Annotated in this window: 17 protein-coding genes; 10 read left to right on the forward strand and 7 right to left on the reverse strand. The window is 71.5% G+C overall.

Annotated features, from left to right (window positions below):
• The first annotated feature begins 50 nt into the window (after positions 1-50).
• A complete protein-coding gene (locus tag ABH935_RS20930) occupies positions 51-257 on the forward strand; it encodes a hypothetical protein (protein WP_370379594.1) in 207 nt (68 codons plus the stop codon).
• A gap of 159 nt (positions 258-416) precedes the next feature.
• On the opposite strand, the gene ABH935_RS20935 is transcribed toward ABH935_RS20930, so the two are convergent.
• Positions 417-1,361, reverse strand: coding sequence for an AraC family transcriptional regulator (locus ABH935_RS20935; RefSeq protein ID WP_370379595.1), 945 nt, complete (start codon positions 1,359-1,361; stop codon positions 417-419).
• A gap of 95 nt (positions 1,362-1,456) precedes the next feature.
• On the opposite strand from ABH935_RS20935, the gene ABH935_RS20940 reads away from it, so the two are divergent.
• A complete protein-coding gene (locus ABH935_RS20940) occupies positions 1,457-2,707 on the forward strand; it encodes an MFS transporter (protein WP_370379596.1) in 1,251 nt (416 codons plus the stop codon).
• 111 nt (positions 2,708-2,818) lie between these two features.
• Here ABH935_RS20940 and ABH935_RS20945 read toward each other — a convergent pair whose 3' ends face one another.
• Positions 2,819-3,361, reverse strand: coding sequence for a YbaK/EbsC family protein (locus ABH935_RS20945; RefSeq protein WP_370379597.1), 543 nt, complete (start codon positions 3,359-3,361; stop codon positions 2,819-2,821).
• A gap of 72 nt (positions 3,362-3,433) precedes the next feature.
• Complete coding sequence (locus ABH935_RS20950) at positions 3,434-3,868, reverse strand: MarR family winged helix-turn-helix transcriptional regulator (protein ID WP_370379598.1); 435 nt, start codon at positions 3,866-3,868, stop codon at positions 3,434-3,436.
• Between the two features lie 117 nt (positions 3,869-3,985).
• Between ABH935_RS20950 and ABH935_RS20955 the strand changes: the two genes are divergently transcribed.
• Positions 3,986-5,506 carry an MFS transporter gene (locus ABH935_RS20955; RefSeq protein WP_370379599.1) on the forward strand — a complete coding sequence of 507 codons (1,521 nt, stop codon included), beginning with the start codon at positions 3,986-3,988 and terminating at the stop codon, positions 5,504-5,506.
• Positions 5,507-5,669: 163 nt separating this feature from the next.
• Positions 5,670-6,074 (forward strand): hypothetical protein, encoded by a 405-nt coding sequence (locus ABH935_RS20960; protein WP_370379600.1) that lies wholly within the window; start codon positions 5,670-5,672, stop codon positions 6,072-6,074.
• Positions 6,075-6,138: 64 nt separating this feature from the next.
• On the opposite strand, the gene ABH935_RS20965 is transcribed toward ABH935_RS20960, so the two are convergent.
• Positions 6,139-6,552 carry an organic hydroperoxide resistance protein gene (locus ABH935_RS20965; RefSeq protein ID WP_370379601.1) on the reverse strand — a complete coding sequence of 138 codons (414 nt, stop codon included), beginning with the start codon at positions 6,550-6,552 and terminating at the stop codon, positions 6,139-6,141.
• Positions 6,553-6,651: 99 nt separating this feature from the next.
• Between ABH935_RS20965 and ABH935_RS20970 the strand changes: the two genes are divergently transcribed.
• Positions 6,652-7,182: a TetR/AcrR family transcriptional regulator gene (locus tag ABH935_RS20970; protein WP_370379602.1), complete on the forward strand. Its 531-nt coding sequence runs from the start codon at positions 6,652-6,654 to the stop codon at positions 7,180-7,182.
• A gap of 10 nt (positions 7,183-7,192) precedes the next feature.
• Here ABH935_RS20970 and ABH935_RS20975 read toward each other — a convergent pair whose 3' ends face one another.
• Complete coding sequence (locus tag ABH935_RS20975) at positions 7,193-7,912, reverse strand: DUF4097 family beta strand repeat-containing protein (RefSeq protein WP_370379603.1); 720 nt, start codon at positions 7,910-7,912, stop codon at positions 7,193-7,195.
• Between the two features lie 155 nt (positions 7,913-8,067).
• On the opposite strand from ABH935_RS20975, the gene ABH935_RS20980 reads away from it, so the two are divergent.
• Positions 8,068-8,658, forward strand: coding sequence for an ArsR/SmtB family transcription factor (locus ABH935_RS20980; RefSeq protein WP_370379604.1), 591 nt, complete (start codon positions 8,068-8,070; stop codon positions 8,656-8,658).
• 2 nt (positions 8,659-8,660) lie between these two features.
• Here ABH935_RS20980 and ABH935_RS20985 read toward each other — a convergent pair whose 3' ends face one another.
• Positions 8,661-10,292, reverse strand: a complete 1,632-nt coding sequence (locus ABH935_RS20985) for a CocE/NonD family hydrolase (protein ID WP_370379605.1) — start codon at positions 10,290-10,292, stop codon at positions 8,661-8,663.
• 130 nt (positions 10,293-10,422) lie between these two features.
• On the opposite strand from ABH935_RS20985, the gene ABH935_RS20990 reads away from it, so the two are divergent.
• Both ABH935_RS20990 and ABH935_RS20995 read left to right on the forward strand, forming a co-directional pair.
• Complete coding sequence (locus ABH935_RS20990; protein ID WP_370379606.1) at positions 10,423-11,109, forward strand: TetR/AcrR family transcriptional regulator C-terminal domain-containing protein; 687 nt, start codon at positions 10,423-10,425, stop codon at positions 11,107-11,109.
• Between the two features lie 73 nt (positions 11,110-11,182).
• Complete coding sequence (locus ABH935_RS20995; protein WP_370379607.1) at positions 11,183-12,040, forward strand: hypothetical protein; 858 nt, start codon at positions 11,183-11,185, stop codon at positions 12,038-12,040.
• Between the two features lie 72 nt (positions 12,041-12,112).
• On the opposite strand, the gene ABH935_RS21000 is transcribed toward ABH935_RS20995, so the two are convergent.
• Complete coding sequence (locus ABH935_RS21000) at positions 12,113-13,078, reverse strand: AraC family transcriptional regulator (protein WP_370379608.1); 966 nt, start codon at positions 13,076-13,078, stop codon at positions 12,113-12,115.
• 80 nt (positions 13,079-13,158) lie between these two features.
• On the opposite strand from ABH935_RS21000, the gene ABH935_RS21005 reads away from it, so the two are divergent.
• Both ABH935_RS21005 and ABH935_RS21010 read left to right on the forward strand, forming a co-directional pair.
• On the forward strand, positions 13,159-13,989 hold the full coding sequence (locus ABH935_RS21005; RefSeq protein ID WP_370379609.1) for an NAD(P)H-binding protein: 831 nt from the start codon (positions 13,159-13,161) through the stop codon (positions 13,987-13,989).
• A gap of 79 nt (positions 13,990-14,068) precedes the next feature.
• Positions 14,069-14,980 (forward strand): aldose 1-epimerase family protein, encoded by a 912-nt coding sequence (locus ABH935_RS21010; protein WP_370379610.1) that lies wholly within the window; start codon positions 14,069-14,071, stop codon positions 14,978-14,980.
• Positions 14,981-15,019 lie beyond the last annotated feature (39 nt).

Here is a 15,019-nt window from a genome sequence, read left to right on the forward strand (position 1 = left end):
GTGTGTTAGATTGTTTTTGATACCGCTGTGCTAAAAAACGGGAGGCAGTCATGGACGGCGGATGGACTCGACGGGGACCCTGGTGGCTCTACGTGCTCGTGGTGGGCGGCCTGAACGTCGTGCGCCAGATCCTGTTCCCGCCGTCGCGGGTCGGGAGCCTGGCGACGATCGGCCTGTTCGTCGTGGTGCTGATCATCAGCTTCATCGTGATCGAGCTTCTGCGGCTCCCACGACACCGGGCCGACCGGCCCCGATGATGGCGGGGTCGGCCGGCCCGGCGGTCGACGGACCGGTCCCCACGGTAGTGGGGCCGATCTATCGGGCCGGTTGTCGAACCCGGCCCGTCCATGGTGGAGAAACAGGCTCCTCTGCCGCAACATTCCTCGGCGGATCCGTAGTGTGGCGAACGCCTCAGATCATTGACTCGGGCCCGGGACCGCGGCCTGCCGCAGCTCTTTGCGATAGGCGCCGGGCGGCATCCCGAACCGCCGCTTGAACGCCTTCGCGAACGCGAACTCCGACGTGTAGCCGTTGCGCTCGGCGATCGCCGCCAGCGGATCGCCGGACTGCCGCAGCATCCGGGCCGCCGTGACCATGCGCCAGTCGGTGAGGTAGGTCAGCGGCGGCTCGCCGACCACGGTCGCGAAGCGGCGGGCGAACGCGGCACGCGACAGCCCGGCGCGCTCGCCCAACGACTCGACGGTCCAGGGATGGCCGGGGTCGTCGTGGATGGCCTGGAGTGCCGGGGCGACCACCGGGTCGCCGAGGGCGGCGGCCCAGCCGCGGGCGCGCTGGTCCGGCTGCTCGGCGTACCAGGACCGCAGGATGTAGAGGAGAAGCAGGTCGACCAGCGTCGCGACCACCGTGTCCGAGCCGGGCTGCGGCGCCTGGATCTCCGCGCAGAGTTGCTCGACCGCCGAGCGCAGCGCGGGGTGCCGGCCGGGGCGGGCGGGCAGGTGGATGACGTCCGGCAGGTCGCCGAGGACCGGGTGCCGGCGCTCGACGTCCAGCGGGTACGCGCCGCAGATCAGGACCGCGGCGGCGCCCTCGCCGGGCACGGTGAAGCGGCCGATCGGGGAGCCCGCGCCGACCTTGTCCGGAACGAAGTCGATCGCCGGGGTGCCGGGTGTGTCGCAGAGGGTGTGGCCGCTGCCGCGCCGCAGGAAGATGATGTCGCCGGGACCGAGCGCCAGCGGTTCGCCGTCCGGCGGCACCAGATGGCAGCCGCCCTCGGCGACCACGTGGAACCCGGCCCCCGCGACCGGCTGGAAGCGGACGGCCCACGGCGCGCGGGCCTCGGTGCGCACCACCGCGGGACGACCGGTGCGCAACGCGTCGAGCGCGTCGCTGAGGATGTCCATGACGCCACGGTAGCCGCCGATCGGCGAGACGATAAGACAGCGAATCAAGATTCTTAGCCATTCATCGTCTCGCTACGCCGTCGTACTTTCATCGCATGACGACCACAGTGCTCGAACAGACGAAGGCGGACGCCGCCTCGGGCCCGGCCCGGGCGCGCCAGCCCCTGGGCCCGGACGCGGGCCTGTCCAGGAAAACGACGCTCCTGTTCTCCGCCGCGGCCGGGATCGCGGTCGCGAACCTCTACTACGCGCAGCCCCTGCTCACCGCCATCGCCAAGTCCTTCGGCCTCGGGCCCGGCACCGCCTCGCTGCTGGCCACCGTCGGGCAGGTCGGCTACACGGTGGGGTTGGCGCTGCTGGTGCCGCTGGCCGACGTGGTCAACCGGCGGCGGCTGCTCGTCGGACTGCTCGCGGTGACGGCGGCGGCGCTCGCCGCCTCGGCCGCCGCGCCGGGGTTCACCGTCCTGGTGGTCTCGGCGGCGGTGCTGTCCACGGCGGCGGTGGCCGGGCCGGTGCTGGTGCCGTTCGCCGCGACGTTGGCCGAGCCGCGGCAGCGCGGGGCGGTGACCGGATCGGTGATGAGCGGCGTGCTGATGGGGGTCCTGCTGTCGAGGACGGCCGGCGGCCTGCTCGCGCAGCTCGCCGGTTGGCGCGCCGTCTACGCGGCGGCCGCCGTGCTGACGCTGGGCCTGGCCGTGGTGCTGCACCGGGTGCTCCCCGACCTCGCGCCGTCCCAGCATCTCGGCTACGGCGCGCTGCTGGCCAGCGTGGTCCGGCTGGTGCGGGAGGAGGCGGTGCTGCGGCAGCGCATGGCGTTCGGCTTCCTCGGCTTCGCAGCGTTCTCGGTGCTGTGGACGTCGGTCGCGTTCCAGCTGGCGCGGCCGCCGTACTCCTTCGGCGAGGCCGCGATCGGCTTGCTCGGCCTGGCCGGGGCGGCCGGTGCCGCGGCGGCGAAGGTGACCGGCCGGGCCACCGACTCCGGGCGGGACGGCCTGGTCAGCGGCCTGATGTTCGCGACGATGCTCGGCGCCTGGCTGCTGCTCGGCGTGCACGGCGGCCACTGGCTGATCGCGCTGGTCGCCGGCGTCGTGGTGCTGGACCTCGGGGTCCAGGGCGCGCACGTCACCAACCTCGCGGTGGCGCTGCGGCTGCGTCCGGAGGCGCGGAGCCGGATCACCACGGCCTACATGACCGCGGTGTTCCTCGGCGGCGTCGCCGGTTCGGCGGCTTCCGGCGCGGCGTTCGCGGCCGGCGGCTGGACCGCGGTCGCCCTCACCGGGGCCGCGTTCTCCGGAGCGGCGCTGGTGTTGTGGGCGGTCGGCGCGCTCGCCGGCCGCCGCCGCTGATCAATCCTTTCCGGCAGCAACGCTTTGTCGTACTCGCAGCGTCGTAGTGGGTAGACGGGTTCTGGACCGTGGGGCGGTCCGGAACCCGTCTGGTTTTCGGCGCACGACTTTTCAGCGCGCGACGCCGAGCCCTTCGAGCACCTGCGCGCCGGGCAGGCCGGCGATCGCAGTACCCGGCAGCCACAGCTTCGATCCGCGGATCCCGGAGCCGACCACCGCGACCGGGGCCGCGGCCACTGCCGCGTCGACCAGGACCGGCCAGTCCGCGGGCAGGCCGATCGGCGTGATGCCGCCGTACTCCATGCCGCTGAGCTCGACGGCCGTGTCCATCGGGGCGAAGGACGCCTTGCGCGCCCCGAGATGCTTGCGGACCAGCGAGTTGACGTCGGCCTTCGTGGTCGCCAGGACCATGCAGGCGGCATAAGAGGTCTGCTCGCCGCGCCGGGCTGCGACGATCACGCAGTTCGCAGATTCCTCGGGCAGCACTCCGTACGCGGCGCAGAACGCCTCGGTGTCGGCCAGTTCGGGATCGATCTGCGCCACCTCGACGAGCGGGGCGAGGGCCGGCAACGCGCGCAGCGCGGTCGCGACCGGCGCCGCGAGCAGGTCGGGGCGGTCCAGGGCGGGGGTGCGGACTACGGCTTCGGTGGGCATGGACCGAATCTACGCCGGTGATCCGAGCGGCGCGGAGGCCGCTCGGGGACGGGGTTCCGGTTACCGCACGACTTACAGCACGACCGGGGTCGGCGCCTGGGCCGAGGACTCGGTCGCGGTCGCCGTCAGCTCGGCGGCCAGCACCGCGCGGTGCGTGGGCCGGGCCTCGGCCAGCCGTTGCATGCCCTCGTCGGTCAGCACCACGAAGACGCCGCGCCGGTCGGAGCTGCACAGGGTCCGGGTGACCAGATTCTGGGTCTCCAGACGGCCGATCATCCGCGACAGCGCGCTCTGCGTGATCGGGACGTGCGCGGCCAACTCCTGCACTCGCGGCGGCTCGGCGCAGTCGTACTCCGACAGCGTGTCCAGCACCTCGAACTCGCTGGCCGACAGCCCGTGCTGCCGGTCGAGCTCCAGCTCCAAGGCGTTCCACACGCGGGTCTTGCGCGCGACGAGCTCTCGCCACTGTTCGACGAGGTTTCGCTCAAGGAGGGACTCGGTCTCCATGGCGCCATGATAACACGTGCGAGCGCACAAGATTCTCCCGCACAAGGTTCCACAACATAAAGTGCCGACGCATAAGTTGCTTGCGCACTAAGTGCACGTGCATGTAATCTCCACGGCATGAGCCACAGCGACACCTCGACAACTCTTCGTCCCGGCGAGTCCGCCGCGTCGGGACGTTGGCCACTTCGTTTGTGGGGCGCCCTCATAGTTCTGTGCGGTGCCCTGTTCCTCGACGCCCTCGACACCTCGATGGTCGGCGTCGCGCTGCCGTCGATCCGCGAGTCCCTGCACCTGTCCACCTCGTCGTTGCAGTGGGTCGTGAGCGGTTACGTCCTCGGCTACGGCGGTTTCCTGCTGCTCGGCGGACGCGCGGCGGACCTGCTCGGCCGGCGCCGGGTGTTCCTGACCGCGCTCGCGGTCTTCGCCGTGGCCTCGCTGCTGTCCGGCCTGGTCGACGACGGCAGCCTGCTGATCGCGACCCGGTTCGTGAAGGGGATCGGCGCGGCGTTCACCGCCCCGGCCGGCCTGTCCATCATCACCACCACGTTCGCCGAGGGGCCGGACCGCAACCGGGCCCTGAGCATCTACACCACCTGCGGCGCCGCCGGGTTCTCGCTCGGCCTGGTGCTCTCCGGCCTGCTCACCGAGGCCGGCTGGCGCTGGACGCTGCTGGTCCCGGCGCCGGTGGCGGCGCTGATCCTGGTGATCGGCGCGAAGCTGATCCACCGCGACCAGCCGGTCGCGAAGGAGGACCGCGGCGGGTACGACATCCTGGGCGCGGTGACCAGCACCGGCTCGGTGCTGCTGCTGGTCTTCGGGATCGTCCGGGCCCCGCAGATCGGCTGGCTGGCGCCGGTCACGCTCGGCACGTTCGTCGCGGCGGCCGCGCTGGCGGCCGGGTTCGTCGTCACCGAACTGCGGGTCGCCAACCCGCTGGTGCGGCTCGGCGTGCTGCGCTCCCCGTCGCTGATCCGGGCCCTGATCGGCGGCGGCCTGATGTTCGGCGGCTACGCCTCGTTCCAGTTCGTCGTGACGCAGTACCTGCAGACTCTGTCCAAGTGGAGCGCGCTGCACACCGCCCTGGCGTTCCTGCCGGCCGGCCTGATCGTCCTGGTCGCCAGCTTCAAGATCGCCGACGTCCTCAACAAGTACGGCACGGCCCGGGTCGGCGTCGCCGGCTTCGCCGCCCTGTCGCTGGGCTACCTGCAGTTCCTGCGCATCGGCTCGACCCCGAGCTGGTGGGTGATCCTGCCCTCGATCGTGCTGCTGGGCCTGGGCTTCGGCCTGGCCTTCCCGGCGATCAACGTGCAGGCCGCCTCCGGCATCGCCGACGAGGAGCAGGGCCTGGTCTCCGGGCTGCTGAACACGGCGCTGCAGGTCGGCATCACCGTGGTGCTGGCCGCCTCGACCGCGATCATCGCCGCCAACGGCGGCAACACCGCCCAGACCAACGCGCAGGTGCTCTCCAGCTACCGGCCGGTCCTGGTGTTCGTGGCCGTGGCCACGGTCGGCGGGCTGCTGATCCTGGCCGGCGGGTTGTTCCGCGGCCGCCGCACCGCGGTCGAGTCCACGCTCGCAGAGGAGCTCGAAGACGAGCTCGACGTCCTGGTTCTGCGTGAGCAGGACTTGATGGTCTGAGGTCACCAGCCATCCGGCAGGACGCCGGAGCGCGCATCGGCGCCGGCCCCCGGAAACGGGGGACCGGCGCCGATGAGTTTCGCGAAGCGGTTTCGTCTGTTGTGCTGGGGGCGGAAAACGCCTCGCGACGTACTGACCACACACGAACCGCTGGAGGACCGCCATGGCCGACAAGACCGTCGCCGAGAAGCTCGCCATCAAGCCGGGCCGCTCGGTCTGGACCTCGCATCCGGACCGGTTCGCCGAGGTCGGCGTGTTGCCGGACGGGGCGGAGCGGGTCGACGACCTGGCGGCTGCCGACGTCGCGGTCCTGTATGCCGACGACGCCGACTCAGCGCGGGCGCTGTTGACCGTGAACCAGGCCGACATCGTCAAGCCGCTGGTGGTCTGGATCGCCTACCCGAAGGCCAACCGGACCGACATCAACCGCGACAGCCTGTGGCCGATCGTCGTGGAGTTCGGCATGCGGCCCAACGGGCAGGTGGCGATCGACGAGGTCTGGTCCGCCCTGCGGTTCCGCGCCGACAAGCCCGGCGAGGAACCATTCAAGGGCGGCGCACAGAAGTAGGGAAAGCCCAGGAGTAGGGAAAGCCCAGAAGTAGGGAAAAGCCAGAAGTAGCGAAGCGTTGCCGTTACTCGACGACGATCTCGACCGGGATGTTGTCGCGGGTCGCGTTGGAGTACGGGCAGACCTGGTGCGTGGCCTCCAGCAGGGCCTTGCCCTTCTCGCCGTGCAGCTCCTCGGGGAGCTCGGCGCGCAGCACCACGGACAGGCCGAAGGCGCCGCCGTCCAGGCTGTTCAGCGTGACCTCGGCGGTCACCGAGGCGTCGGAGACGTCCACGCCCTGCTGCTTGGCGACCAGCTGCATCGCGCTGGCGAAGCACGCCGAGTAGCCCGCGGCGAACAGCTGCTCGGGGTTGGTGCCCTGGCCGTTGCCGCCCAGCGACTCCGGGAAGGCCATGTTCAGGTCGAGCTTGCCGTCGTCGGTGAAGGAGCGGCCTTCGCGGCCGACGGAGGTGGCGACGGCGGTGTAGACGGGCTTCATGAGCGGGCCTCCAAGGTACGGGAAGGGCTTGGACCAGACAGATCTGTCTGTCTGGTTCGCTGCTTACAGTAGACAGATCTGTCTGGTACCGTCAAGTGTGTGAGGTCAGCCCGTACCCGAGTTCTCGAAACCGCCACGTTGCTCTTCTACCTGGAGGGCATCCACACCGTGGGGGTCGACCGGGTGATCGCCGACGCCGGGGTGGCGAAGGCGACCTTCTACCACCACTTCAAGTCCAAGGAAGAGCTGGTCGTGGCCTATCTGGCCACCGAGTACGAGCGCCAGCGCGAGCTGTTCTCCGCCGTCCCGGGCGACGGCGTCGAGCGCATCGAGACCATCCTCGCCAAGCTTGCCGAGGTCAGCGTGGGACCCGGGTTCCGGGGCTGCCCGTTCCTCAACGCGGCGGCGGAGTTCGCCGATCCCGACCATCCGGTCCGGCACCTCGTCGACGACTACCGCGCCTGGTACCGCGACCTGATGCGCGACATCCTCGTCGCCGCGGGCCGCTCCGACGTCGACCAGAAGGCCGATCTGCTCCTGCTGGTGCGGGACGGGATAGCTGTGGCCGGCGGCCTCGGGGACAAGGCGGCCGTGGAGGCCGGCGTCCGGACCGCCCTCGCCGGGCTCTGAGGGTTCTGCTTCAGGCCGAGGTGACCGAGACCGCGCCGGCGTCGGACGACACCGTCACGTGGTGGCTCGCGGAGGGATCGTCGGGGACGTCCACAGTCCGCGCACCGGCCTTGCTCGACGCGTCGACGGCATAGGCCCCGTTCGGCACGGCCACGGACACCTCACCGGCCTTGCTGTGTACCGTGACGTCGTCCGGCGGCGCGGCGAACGTCAGGTTGACCGCGCCAGCCGAGTCCTGGACCCGCACCTTCGGCGCGCGCAGGTCGTCGCCCTCGACGTGGCCGGCGGACGCGATGACGTCGACCGCCCCCGAGACGCCGTTCACCGTCACCTCGCCGGCGTGGTCGACGACGGTCACTGCGACGGAGGCGGGCACGGTCACGTCGTAGGCGATTCCGCAGCTGTCGCACCCCGAGGTCAGCTCTAGGACGCCGCCGGTTATGGTCTGACCCGGGGTCGGCGGCTGGTCAGTGTGGTAGTCGATGTCGCGGTGCACCACGATGCCGCCGCCGGTGTCCCCGGCGTGGATCACGATCTGGCCCGCGGGGTTGTCGATCCGCAGGGCCTGGACCTTCTGGGTGATCGTGGCGTCGTTCTCGACGTGGTGGTCGTTCAGGTAGCTGCACCCTGACGCGCCGACCACGACCAGGGCCGCGGCGCAGGCAGCCGCGATCGCGGCGACCCGGCCTTGACTCGTTCGGCCCGGATTCGCTCCACCTGTCGTGCGCATGGCACCCACCCCCATCGGTGACGAGACTGCGGCGGCGCTGCTCGCCCCGCGGCCGTGGTCCAGCCTAGAGAGTGCAGAGAAGTTTTGCAAAGCATCTCTGCAAAGATATTTGCAGAACTCTCGGCATCCCGGGATGTGCGAGATAGGGTGACGCCGTGCCCCAAACGCCCCCCGAGCCGATCGGCACCGCCGCCGGCGACCGGTCCACCATCTTCCGTGTACTGGCCAACCCGCTGCGCCGCCGGATGCTCGCCTACCTGCAGCAGCACCGTGAGGCCAACTCCACGAGCCTGGCGAAGGCCCTCGGCGAGAGCACCGGCACCACCAGCTACCACCTGCGCAAGCTGGCCGAGCTGCGGTTCGTCGAGGAGATCCCGGAGCGCTCGGCCGGCCGTGAGCGCTGGTGGCGCGCGCTGCCAATCCAGCTGGAGGCGCCGGACCCCTCGACGATGGACCCCGCCGAGTTCGCCGCGCTCGCGGACCGGGCCCGGGAACAGGCGACGCACGACATCGACCTGTACTACCGCGTGCTCACGCAGTACGAGGGCCCGGAGGGACCGGCGCAGATCTTCCGCGGCGGCTTCTGGATGACCGAGGAAGAGTTGTCGGGATTTCTGCGCGAGTACAACGAGCTGCAGTGGAAGTACGGGCACGCCGATCCCCGGGAGGCGCCGGAGGGTGCGCGGATGATGGCGTTACGGATGTTCGTCATCCCCGAACCGCCGGAGGATCCTGCGGCGCAGTGAGCTCAGGCCACGGGCAGGACGATCGCGGAGCCGGGGCGGATCGCGACGTGGAACGCCTCGCGTCCGGCGGCGAAGCGCGGGTGGGCACCGCCGCTGATCTGGACGCGTATTCGGTGGCCGGGCTGGAAGCGGTGGGCTGCCGAGGACATCGCGATGGTGACGGCGGTCTGCACGGTCTGCACGGTCTGCTGGGATCCTGGATCGACACCCGTCACGCGGGCGATGCCGTCGCAGACGTTCCAGGAACGGCCGCGTTCGTCGACATCGCAGAGCCGGACGAACAGCGTCGCCGAAGGCGCCTGTCCACCGGGATCGGCCAGGATTTCGGCGGCCACCGCGCCGACGACTTCGATCGCTTCGGTCAGCGGCGGGCTGGTGAACACCAGGACGTCCGCGCGGCGTTCCAAGGCCCTGTTGTCCCGCACACCTGCCTTCTGTGCCAGGCCGCTGCCACCGACCGACGGGGTCGGGTCGGCAGGGTCGTAGCGCACGGCTCCAGCCGCGGGGAGGCCCTGCGGCGGCTCGCGGGACAGCGCGCCGTCAGGGTGCGGATACCAGGCCACCGGTAGCGCCGCAGGCGGCCAAGCCGACAGATCACGCCACGCGCCGCCGCTGCTACCGCCACCGCCGTCCGCCCCACCGACGGCGACGTGGACGCGCCCCTTCGGAGGAGCGGGGTCGACGAGGTGCCCGCGCAGCCACGCCACGGATTCGGCGAAGACCGTCCCGAGGCCTCGTTGCAGCGTCGAGGTGTGCGTCCATGGCCCGACCAGCAGCGATCGATGCCCGGACGGCATCCGCGAGTACTGCTGGAGCGCCTGGTCCAGGGCCACATCGGACCAGCCGCTGACCACCAGCGTCGGGACCTCGAAGCGGTCGGCCGACGCCAGGAGATCCGTGCCCTGCCAGTACCCGTCGGCGGCGTCCGGATGAGCGACGGCGCCGGTGAGGGCTATCGGACTTCGGCCCATGACCTGTGTGTACGCATCGATCGGCGATTCAGCCCGGACGATCCGCTTCATGCTCCGCGCCAACCGCAGCGTCGCGCCGATGAACCGCCGCGGGCCGAGGTGCTGCGTCTGGACGGCCGTGGTGGCGATCAACGCGTCTTCGAGGGCGAACAAGCCGTTTCGGTAGAAGAAGCCGTACGGGTTGTGGAGCGGGATGTGCGCCACCATCGCCTTCAACTCCGGCGGCGGGTCCGCGGCGAGCGACCACTGCGCGTACGCCATCCCGCTCGGTCCGACCAGGCCGAGCCGTCCGTCGAACCAGGCCTGGCGCCGCAGCCAGGCGATCGTCGCGCGGCCGTCGGGCCCGTCGTCCCGCCAGGGCAGGAAATCGCCGCCCGATCCGGCGGTCCCGCGGGCGCTCTGGATCAGGACGTGGAACCCCTGCTCGGCGAGGGCCACGCCGTATAGCGCCGCCCACGGGAAGCCGCGACCGTACGGCGAGCGCACGAGCAGCGTCGGGAAGTCCTGCGGCGTGGCCGGATCCGGGAAGTAGCGGTCGGCCACGAGGTCCACACCGTCGGCCATCGGAACCGGGAGGCCGGGTTCCCACGACACGGCGAACCGCGGCGCGGGCAGCCCACCCAAAGTCCGGCGCGCGATGCGGGTGCTGAGCGGGAGCTTCATGAGGGGCCTCCTAGCCTCTAGTTCTCGTACCATGTACGAGAATAGGGCTGGCAAGATTGTCTGTGCAACAGATCTTCACGATCACCAGGTCAGAGCTCGAAGGAACCGAGGGAACCAGGGGAGTTGAGGCGTGGATCCCGAAACGCTGTGGTCCGAGCGCCGCCATCACCGGGGCCGGCCGCCGGCGCACACCCGGGAGGCGGTGGTCGCCACGGCCGTCGGCGTGGCGGACGCCGAAGGCCTGTCGGCGCTGACCATGCGCCGGGTGGCGACCGCCCTCGGCTCCGGCACGATGTCGCTGTACACCTACGTCTCCGAGCGGGACGCGCTGCTGGAGCTGATGATCGACGCCGTCATAGGCGAGCAGCGGCTCTCCGCGCCGACCGGTGACTGGCGCGCCGACCTGGCCGCCTTCGCCCGGGAGCAGCGCATGCTGATGACCCGCCACCCCTGGCTGCCGGTGGCGCTCGCCGGCCGCCGAACGCTGGGCCCGAACACCCTGAAGGCGCTGGACCACGCGCTGGCCGTCCTGGAGCCGTCGGGTATGCCGCCGCGGGCCCGAACCGAGGCCTTCGCGCTGGTCAGCGGCTTCGTGGCCAGCCACGTGGGCTACGAGGTGGCGCAGCAGCGGGCGCTCGGGCGGACCGACGACGTGCGCGAGTTCGTCGCGTCGAACGCGCGCTATCTGGCCGCGGCCGTCGGGTCGGGGGCCTATCCGCACCTCGCGGAGGCGATGGCGGCGGACGGCGCGGAACCCCCGGACGCCGACGAGACCTTCGAGCGGATGCTCGCGCTGGTGATCAGCGGGCTGGGATAGCAGCGCGAGGCAACCTACGCGGCGGCCGGGCGTCATTGTGAACGAGAAGGGTTTGTCCAGGGGAGGTAAACACATGAACGTCAAGGCGTCCGTCGCCATGGCCGTCCTCGCGGTGTCGACCGTCGGGATCAGCGCCTGCGCATCGTCCGCGTCCAAGGACGGCGCGGCCTCGGCGCCCACCACGGTCGTCGGTTCGACGAGCGGGACCCCGGCGACGGCGACGACCGGCACGTCGGCAGCGACCTCGGCGCCGCAGACGACGCCCAGCACGTCGGGCTCGTCGAACACCGCGACCACCCCGGTCCACACCAGCGTCCCGGACGCCGCGATGCTGAACCTCCCGGACCTGGCTCCGCCCCGCGCCGGGTCCTGGAACTCGAACAGCGTCGGCCAGACCGTCTCCCAGGCGCAGATCGTCGACCCGGACGACTGCGACCCGGTCGCGCGTCCGCAGTACGTGGATCCCAACTACCCGGTCAACCGCGCCTGGGCGACCATGCGGAACGTCGCGTGGTCGAGTTCGAGCAACGCGCAGCTCAGCGAGTCGGTGCTGACCTACACGTCCACCGCCGCCGCGGCCGCCGACTTCGCCAAGCACCAGAGCTGGGTCGCCGGCTGCCCGGTCCACTTCCAGTGGACGGACCAGCCCGCGAAGTACTCGGTCTCGACCGTCCACCTCAGCGGTGTGGCCGACGAGTACGCCGTTCGCGTCGCGATGTACCCGCCGGACCAGCCCGCCTCGACCGCCGGCAGCCAGGGCTACGTCTACATGGCGGTCATGCTGCGGGGCAACAGCATCACCGTGGTGACCGTGTCCGAATCGGGCTCGGGCGGCGGGAAGCCACAGGAACCGGCCTTGAGCGCGGTCCAGCACGACGTGCAGGTGGCCGCGGCCAAGGTCGGGAAGGCTTTCCCGTCCGGGCAGCACTGATCGGCAATGCACTGATCAGCAAGAGCGCACCGTGAGCGGCGCCGGGGAACCGGGGCGTCGAACCCGAGACCGTCAGCGAACGGCCTCGGCGAGCTCTTCCCGTCCCCACTGCGAAGGGCTCATCCCCTTCGCCCGCTTGAAGGCGACGCTGAACGCGAACGCATCCTGATACCCGACCGCCTGCGCCGCGGCGGCGACCGTCGTCCCGCTCTCGTCGCGCAGTAGGTCCGCGGCCAGCGTCATGCGCCAGTCGGTCAGGTAGGCCATCGGCGGCTGTCCCACCAGCTGGGTGAAGCGCGCGGCGAACGCGGCGCGGGACAGGCCGGCGACGGCCGCGAGGTCGGCGACCGTCCAGCGCCGCGCCGGGTCGGTGTGCAGGTGGTCGAGCGCGGCGCCGATCGCGGGGTCGGCGAGGGCCGAGTACCAGGACGGGAAGACGGGGCCGGAGAGGGCGCACCACCCGCGCAGCGCCAAGACCAGCACCAGGTCGAGCGAGCGGTGCAGGACGGCTTCCTGGCCCGGTTCGTCGCGCGCGGCCTCGTCGGCCAGCAGGGCCAGGGCCGCGCCGGTGCGCGGTCCGGCCGGGACGACGCCCAGCGGCGGGAGCATCGCCAGCAGCCGGCGGCCGGCGTCGCCGCGCAGCTGGAAGATCCCGCGCAGGACCCTCGTCGCCCCGGGCAGGCCGTCGCCCCAGGTACGCGGCGCCAGGTTCGTCTCCAGCTCCGGATGCCGCGTGGGGTCGCCGAGCAGCTGCTTGCGGCCGCCGCTGATCACCACCTGCGGCGGCGTGGCCAGGTCGTCGGAGATGGTGTGCCGAGTGCTGTGCGCGACCAGCGCGATGTCCCCCGCGGCGAGCTGCACCGGAGGCACCGACGGCACGTCGTCCAGCCGCAGGGCCGCGTGTCCGCCGAGGGTGGCGAACACCGTGAGCGCCGGGGCCTGGGCGTAGGTGATCGACCACGGCGGCAGCTGGATCAGCTGCCGCACCTGTGCGTCCGCCGCTCCGGCGCGCCGGAGCAGATCGCTGAGCGTGTCCACCGGTCCAGGCTAGACGTTCACAAAGGTTTTAGCGACGTTCTCCCATGGAGAGTCCACGCCGATCGCGATTACCTGAAGAGGTGAAGAACTTCCTGATCCTCGGCGGCTCCGGCAAGACCGGCCGCCGCATCGCGTCCCGCCTCACCGCCGCCGGCCACTCGGTCCGCCTCGCCGGCCGGACCGGCGGCGACGTCCGGCTCGACCTCGACGACCCCGCCACTCACGCCGCGGCCGTGGCCGACGTCTCAGCCGCCTACCTCTTCGAACCCAGCCCCGACGCCGGCCGCCAGGCCACGCCGCGGATGGCGGCCCTGGTCGAGGCCGCGGTGGCGGCGGGCGTCCAGCGCCTGGTCGTTCTGACCGCGCAAGGCAGCGGCAACGAACAGCACGGGCTCCACAGCACCGAGCAGGCCGTCATCGAGTCCGGCCTGGAATGGACCGTCCTGCGGCCGGGCTGGTTCGCACAGAACTTCAGCGAGGACTTCTGGCTTCCGGCGGTCCGCAGCGGAACGCTCGCGCTGCCCGGCGGCGAGGGGCGGCTGCCCTTCCTCGACGCCGAGGACATCGCCGACGTGGCCACGGCCGCGCTCACCGAGGATGGCCACGCCGGTCAGGCCTACGACCTCACCGGTCCGCGGGCGATCGGCTTCGGCGAAGCCGTCGAGCTGATCGCCAAGGCTTCCGGGAAGCCGCTCCAGTACCTCGACATCACCCCTGAGGAGTACCTGGAGCAGCAGCTGTCCGCCGGTGTCCCGCGGAACGCGGCCGAGCGCATGACCCGCTTGGTGATGATGGGCCGCGGCGGTGCCGTCGCGGGCGTGGCCGACGGTGTCGAACGCGCGCTCGGCCGGGCCCCGCGCCGCTTCGAGGACTTCGTCGTCGCGGCGGCCGCCACTGGCTGCTGGAGCTGAAGGGCCGGCGTTCACCGGATGGCGGCAGCCCTCACCGCCTGGGGGCGCGCCGCCGCCGCGGCCCGGTTACTAAGGACCCATGCCCGACTTCGTGACCGGTGAGCAGTACGAGATCACCGCCGGCCCCTACCGCGCGGTGATCACGGGAGAAGGCGCGGGGCTCAGAGAACTGACCCACGACGACGATCCCCTCGTCCTCACCTACGCCGCCGACGAACCCGCGCCGGCGGCGTTCGGGCAGCTCCTGATCCCCTGGCCGAACCGCGTGGACCGGGGCCGCTACACCTTCGACGGCCGCGACTACCAGCTGGACCTGTCCGAGCCGGAACTGGACAACGCCATCCACGGACTGACGCGCTGGGCCGCGTGGTCCCCGGTGGAGCAACGTCCGGACGCCGTGCGCCTGGCCTGCGCGCTGCACGGCTCGACCGGCTACCCGTTCCGCCTCGACGTCGAGGCCGAGTACCGCCTGGACGCCGCCACCGGCCTCACGGTCACGCTCGTCGCGACCAACCCCGGCACCCGGGCGCTGCCCTACGCCCACGGCATGCATCCCTACCTCACCGTCGGCGAGCCGCTCGACACCTGCACCGTCCAGCTCCCGGGCGGCCTCTACCAGCCGGTGGACGATCGGATGATCCCGACCGGCGGGCCGAAGGATGTCGCAGGCAGTGATTACGACCTGCGCGCGGGCCGGGTGTTGGGCGAGCAGAAGATCGACATCGCCTTCACCGGCCTGGAACGCGACCCCGACGGCCTGGCCCGGGTCCGCCTCACCGGCAGCCGCCGCGGTGTTTCTTTCTGGCTGGACAAGGCGCAGCCGTGGCTGGAGATTTACACAGCGGACAACGTCCCTGTCGACAGCCGCCGCCGCGGCCTGGGCTGCGAGCCGATGACCGGCCCGCCGAACGCCTTCGCCAGCGGCGTGGACCTCATCCGCCTGGAACCGGGGGCCGAGTACCGCGGCTCGTGGGGGATCGCGGCCGGCTGACCGCCGTCCGCCTCCGGTTCCGCCGACACCACCAGCAAG

Source organism: Catenulispora sp. GAS73, from assembly GCF_041262085.1.
Classification (GTDB): domain Bacteria; phylum Actinomycetota; class Actinomycetes; order Streptomycetales; family Catenulisporaceae; genus Catenulispora.

What these genes read in the sequence shown, in the direction of transcription:
- ABH935_RS20930 (WP_370379594.1), top strand. Translation starts at nt 51, where the DNA reads ATGGACGGCGGATGGACTCGACGGGGACCCTGGTGGCTCTACGTGCTC.
- ABH935_RS20935 (WP_370379595.1), bottom strand. Translation starts at nt 1,361, where the DNA reads ATGGACATCCTCAGCGACGCGCTCGACGCGTTGCGCACCGGTCGTCCC.
- ABH935_RS20940 (WP_370379596.1), top strand. Translation starts at nt 1,457, where the DNA reads ATGACGACCACAGTGCTCGAACAGACGAAGGCGGACGCCGCCTCGGGC.
- ABH935_RS20945 (WP_370379597.1), bottom strand. Translation starts at nt 3,361, where the DNA reads ATGCCCACCGAAGCCGTAGTCCGCACCCCCGCCCTGGACCGCCCCGAC.
- ABH935_RS20950 (WP_370379598.1), bottom strand. Translation starts at nt 3,868, where the DNA reads ATGGAGACCGAGTCCCTCCTTGAGCGAAACCTCGTCGAACAGTGGCGA.
- ABH935_RS20955 (WP_370379599.1), top strand. Translation starts at nt 3,986, where the DNA reads ATGAGCCACAGCGACACCTCGACAACTCTTCGTCCCGGCGAGTCCGCC.
- ABH935_RS20960 (WP_370379600.1), top strand. Translation starts at nt 5,670, where the DNA reads ATGGCCGACAAGACCGTCGCCGAGAAGCTCGCCATCAAGCCGGGCCGC.
- ABH935_RS20965 (WP_370379601.1), bottom strand. Translation starts at nt 6,552, where the DNA reads ATGAAGCCCGTCTACACCGCCGTCGCCACCTCCGTCGGCCGCGAAGGC.
- ABH935_RS20975 (WP_370379603.1), bottom strand. Translation starts at nt 7,912, where the DNA reads ATGCGCACGACAGGTGGAGCGAATCCGGGCCGAACGAGTCAAGGCCGG.
- ABH935_RS20985 (WP_370379605.1), bottom strand. Translation starts at nt 10,292, where the DNA reads ATGAAGCTCCCGCTCAGCACCCGCATCGCGCGCCGGACTTTGGGTGGG.
- ABH935_RS20995 (WP_370379607.1), top strand. Translation starts at nt 11,183, where the DNA reads ATGAACGTCAAGGCGTCCGTCGCCATGGCCGTCCTCGCGGTGTCGACC.
- ABH935_RS21010 (WP_370379610.1), top strand. Translation starts at nt 14,069, where the DNA reads ATGCCCGACTTCGTGACCGGTGAGCAGTACGAGATCACCGCCGGCCCC.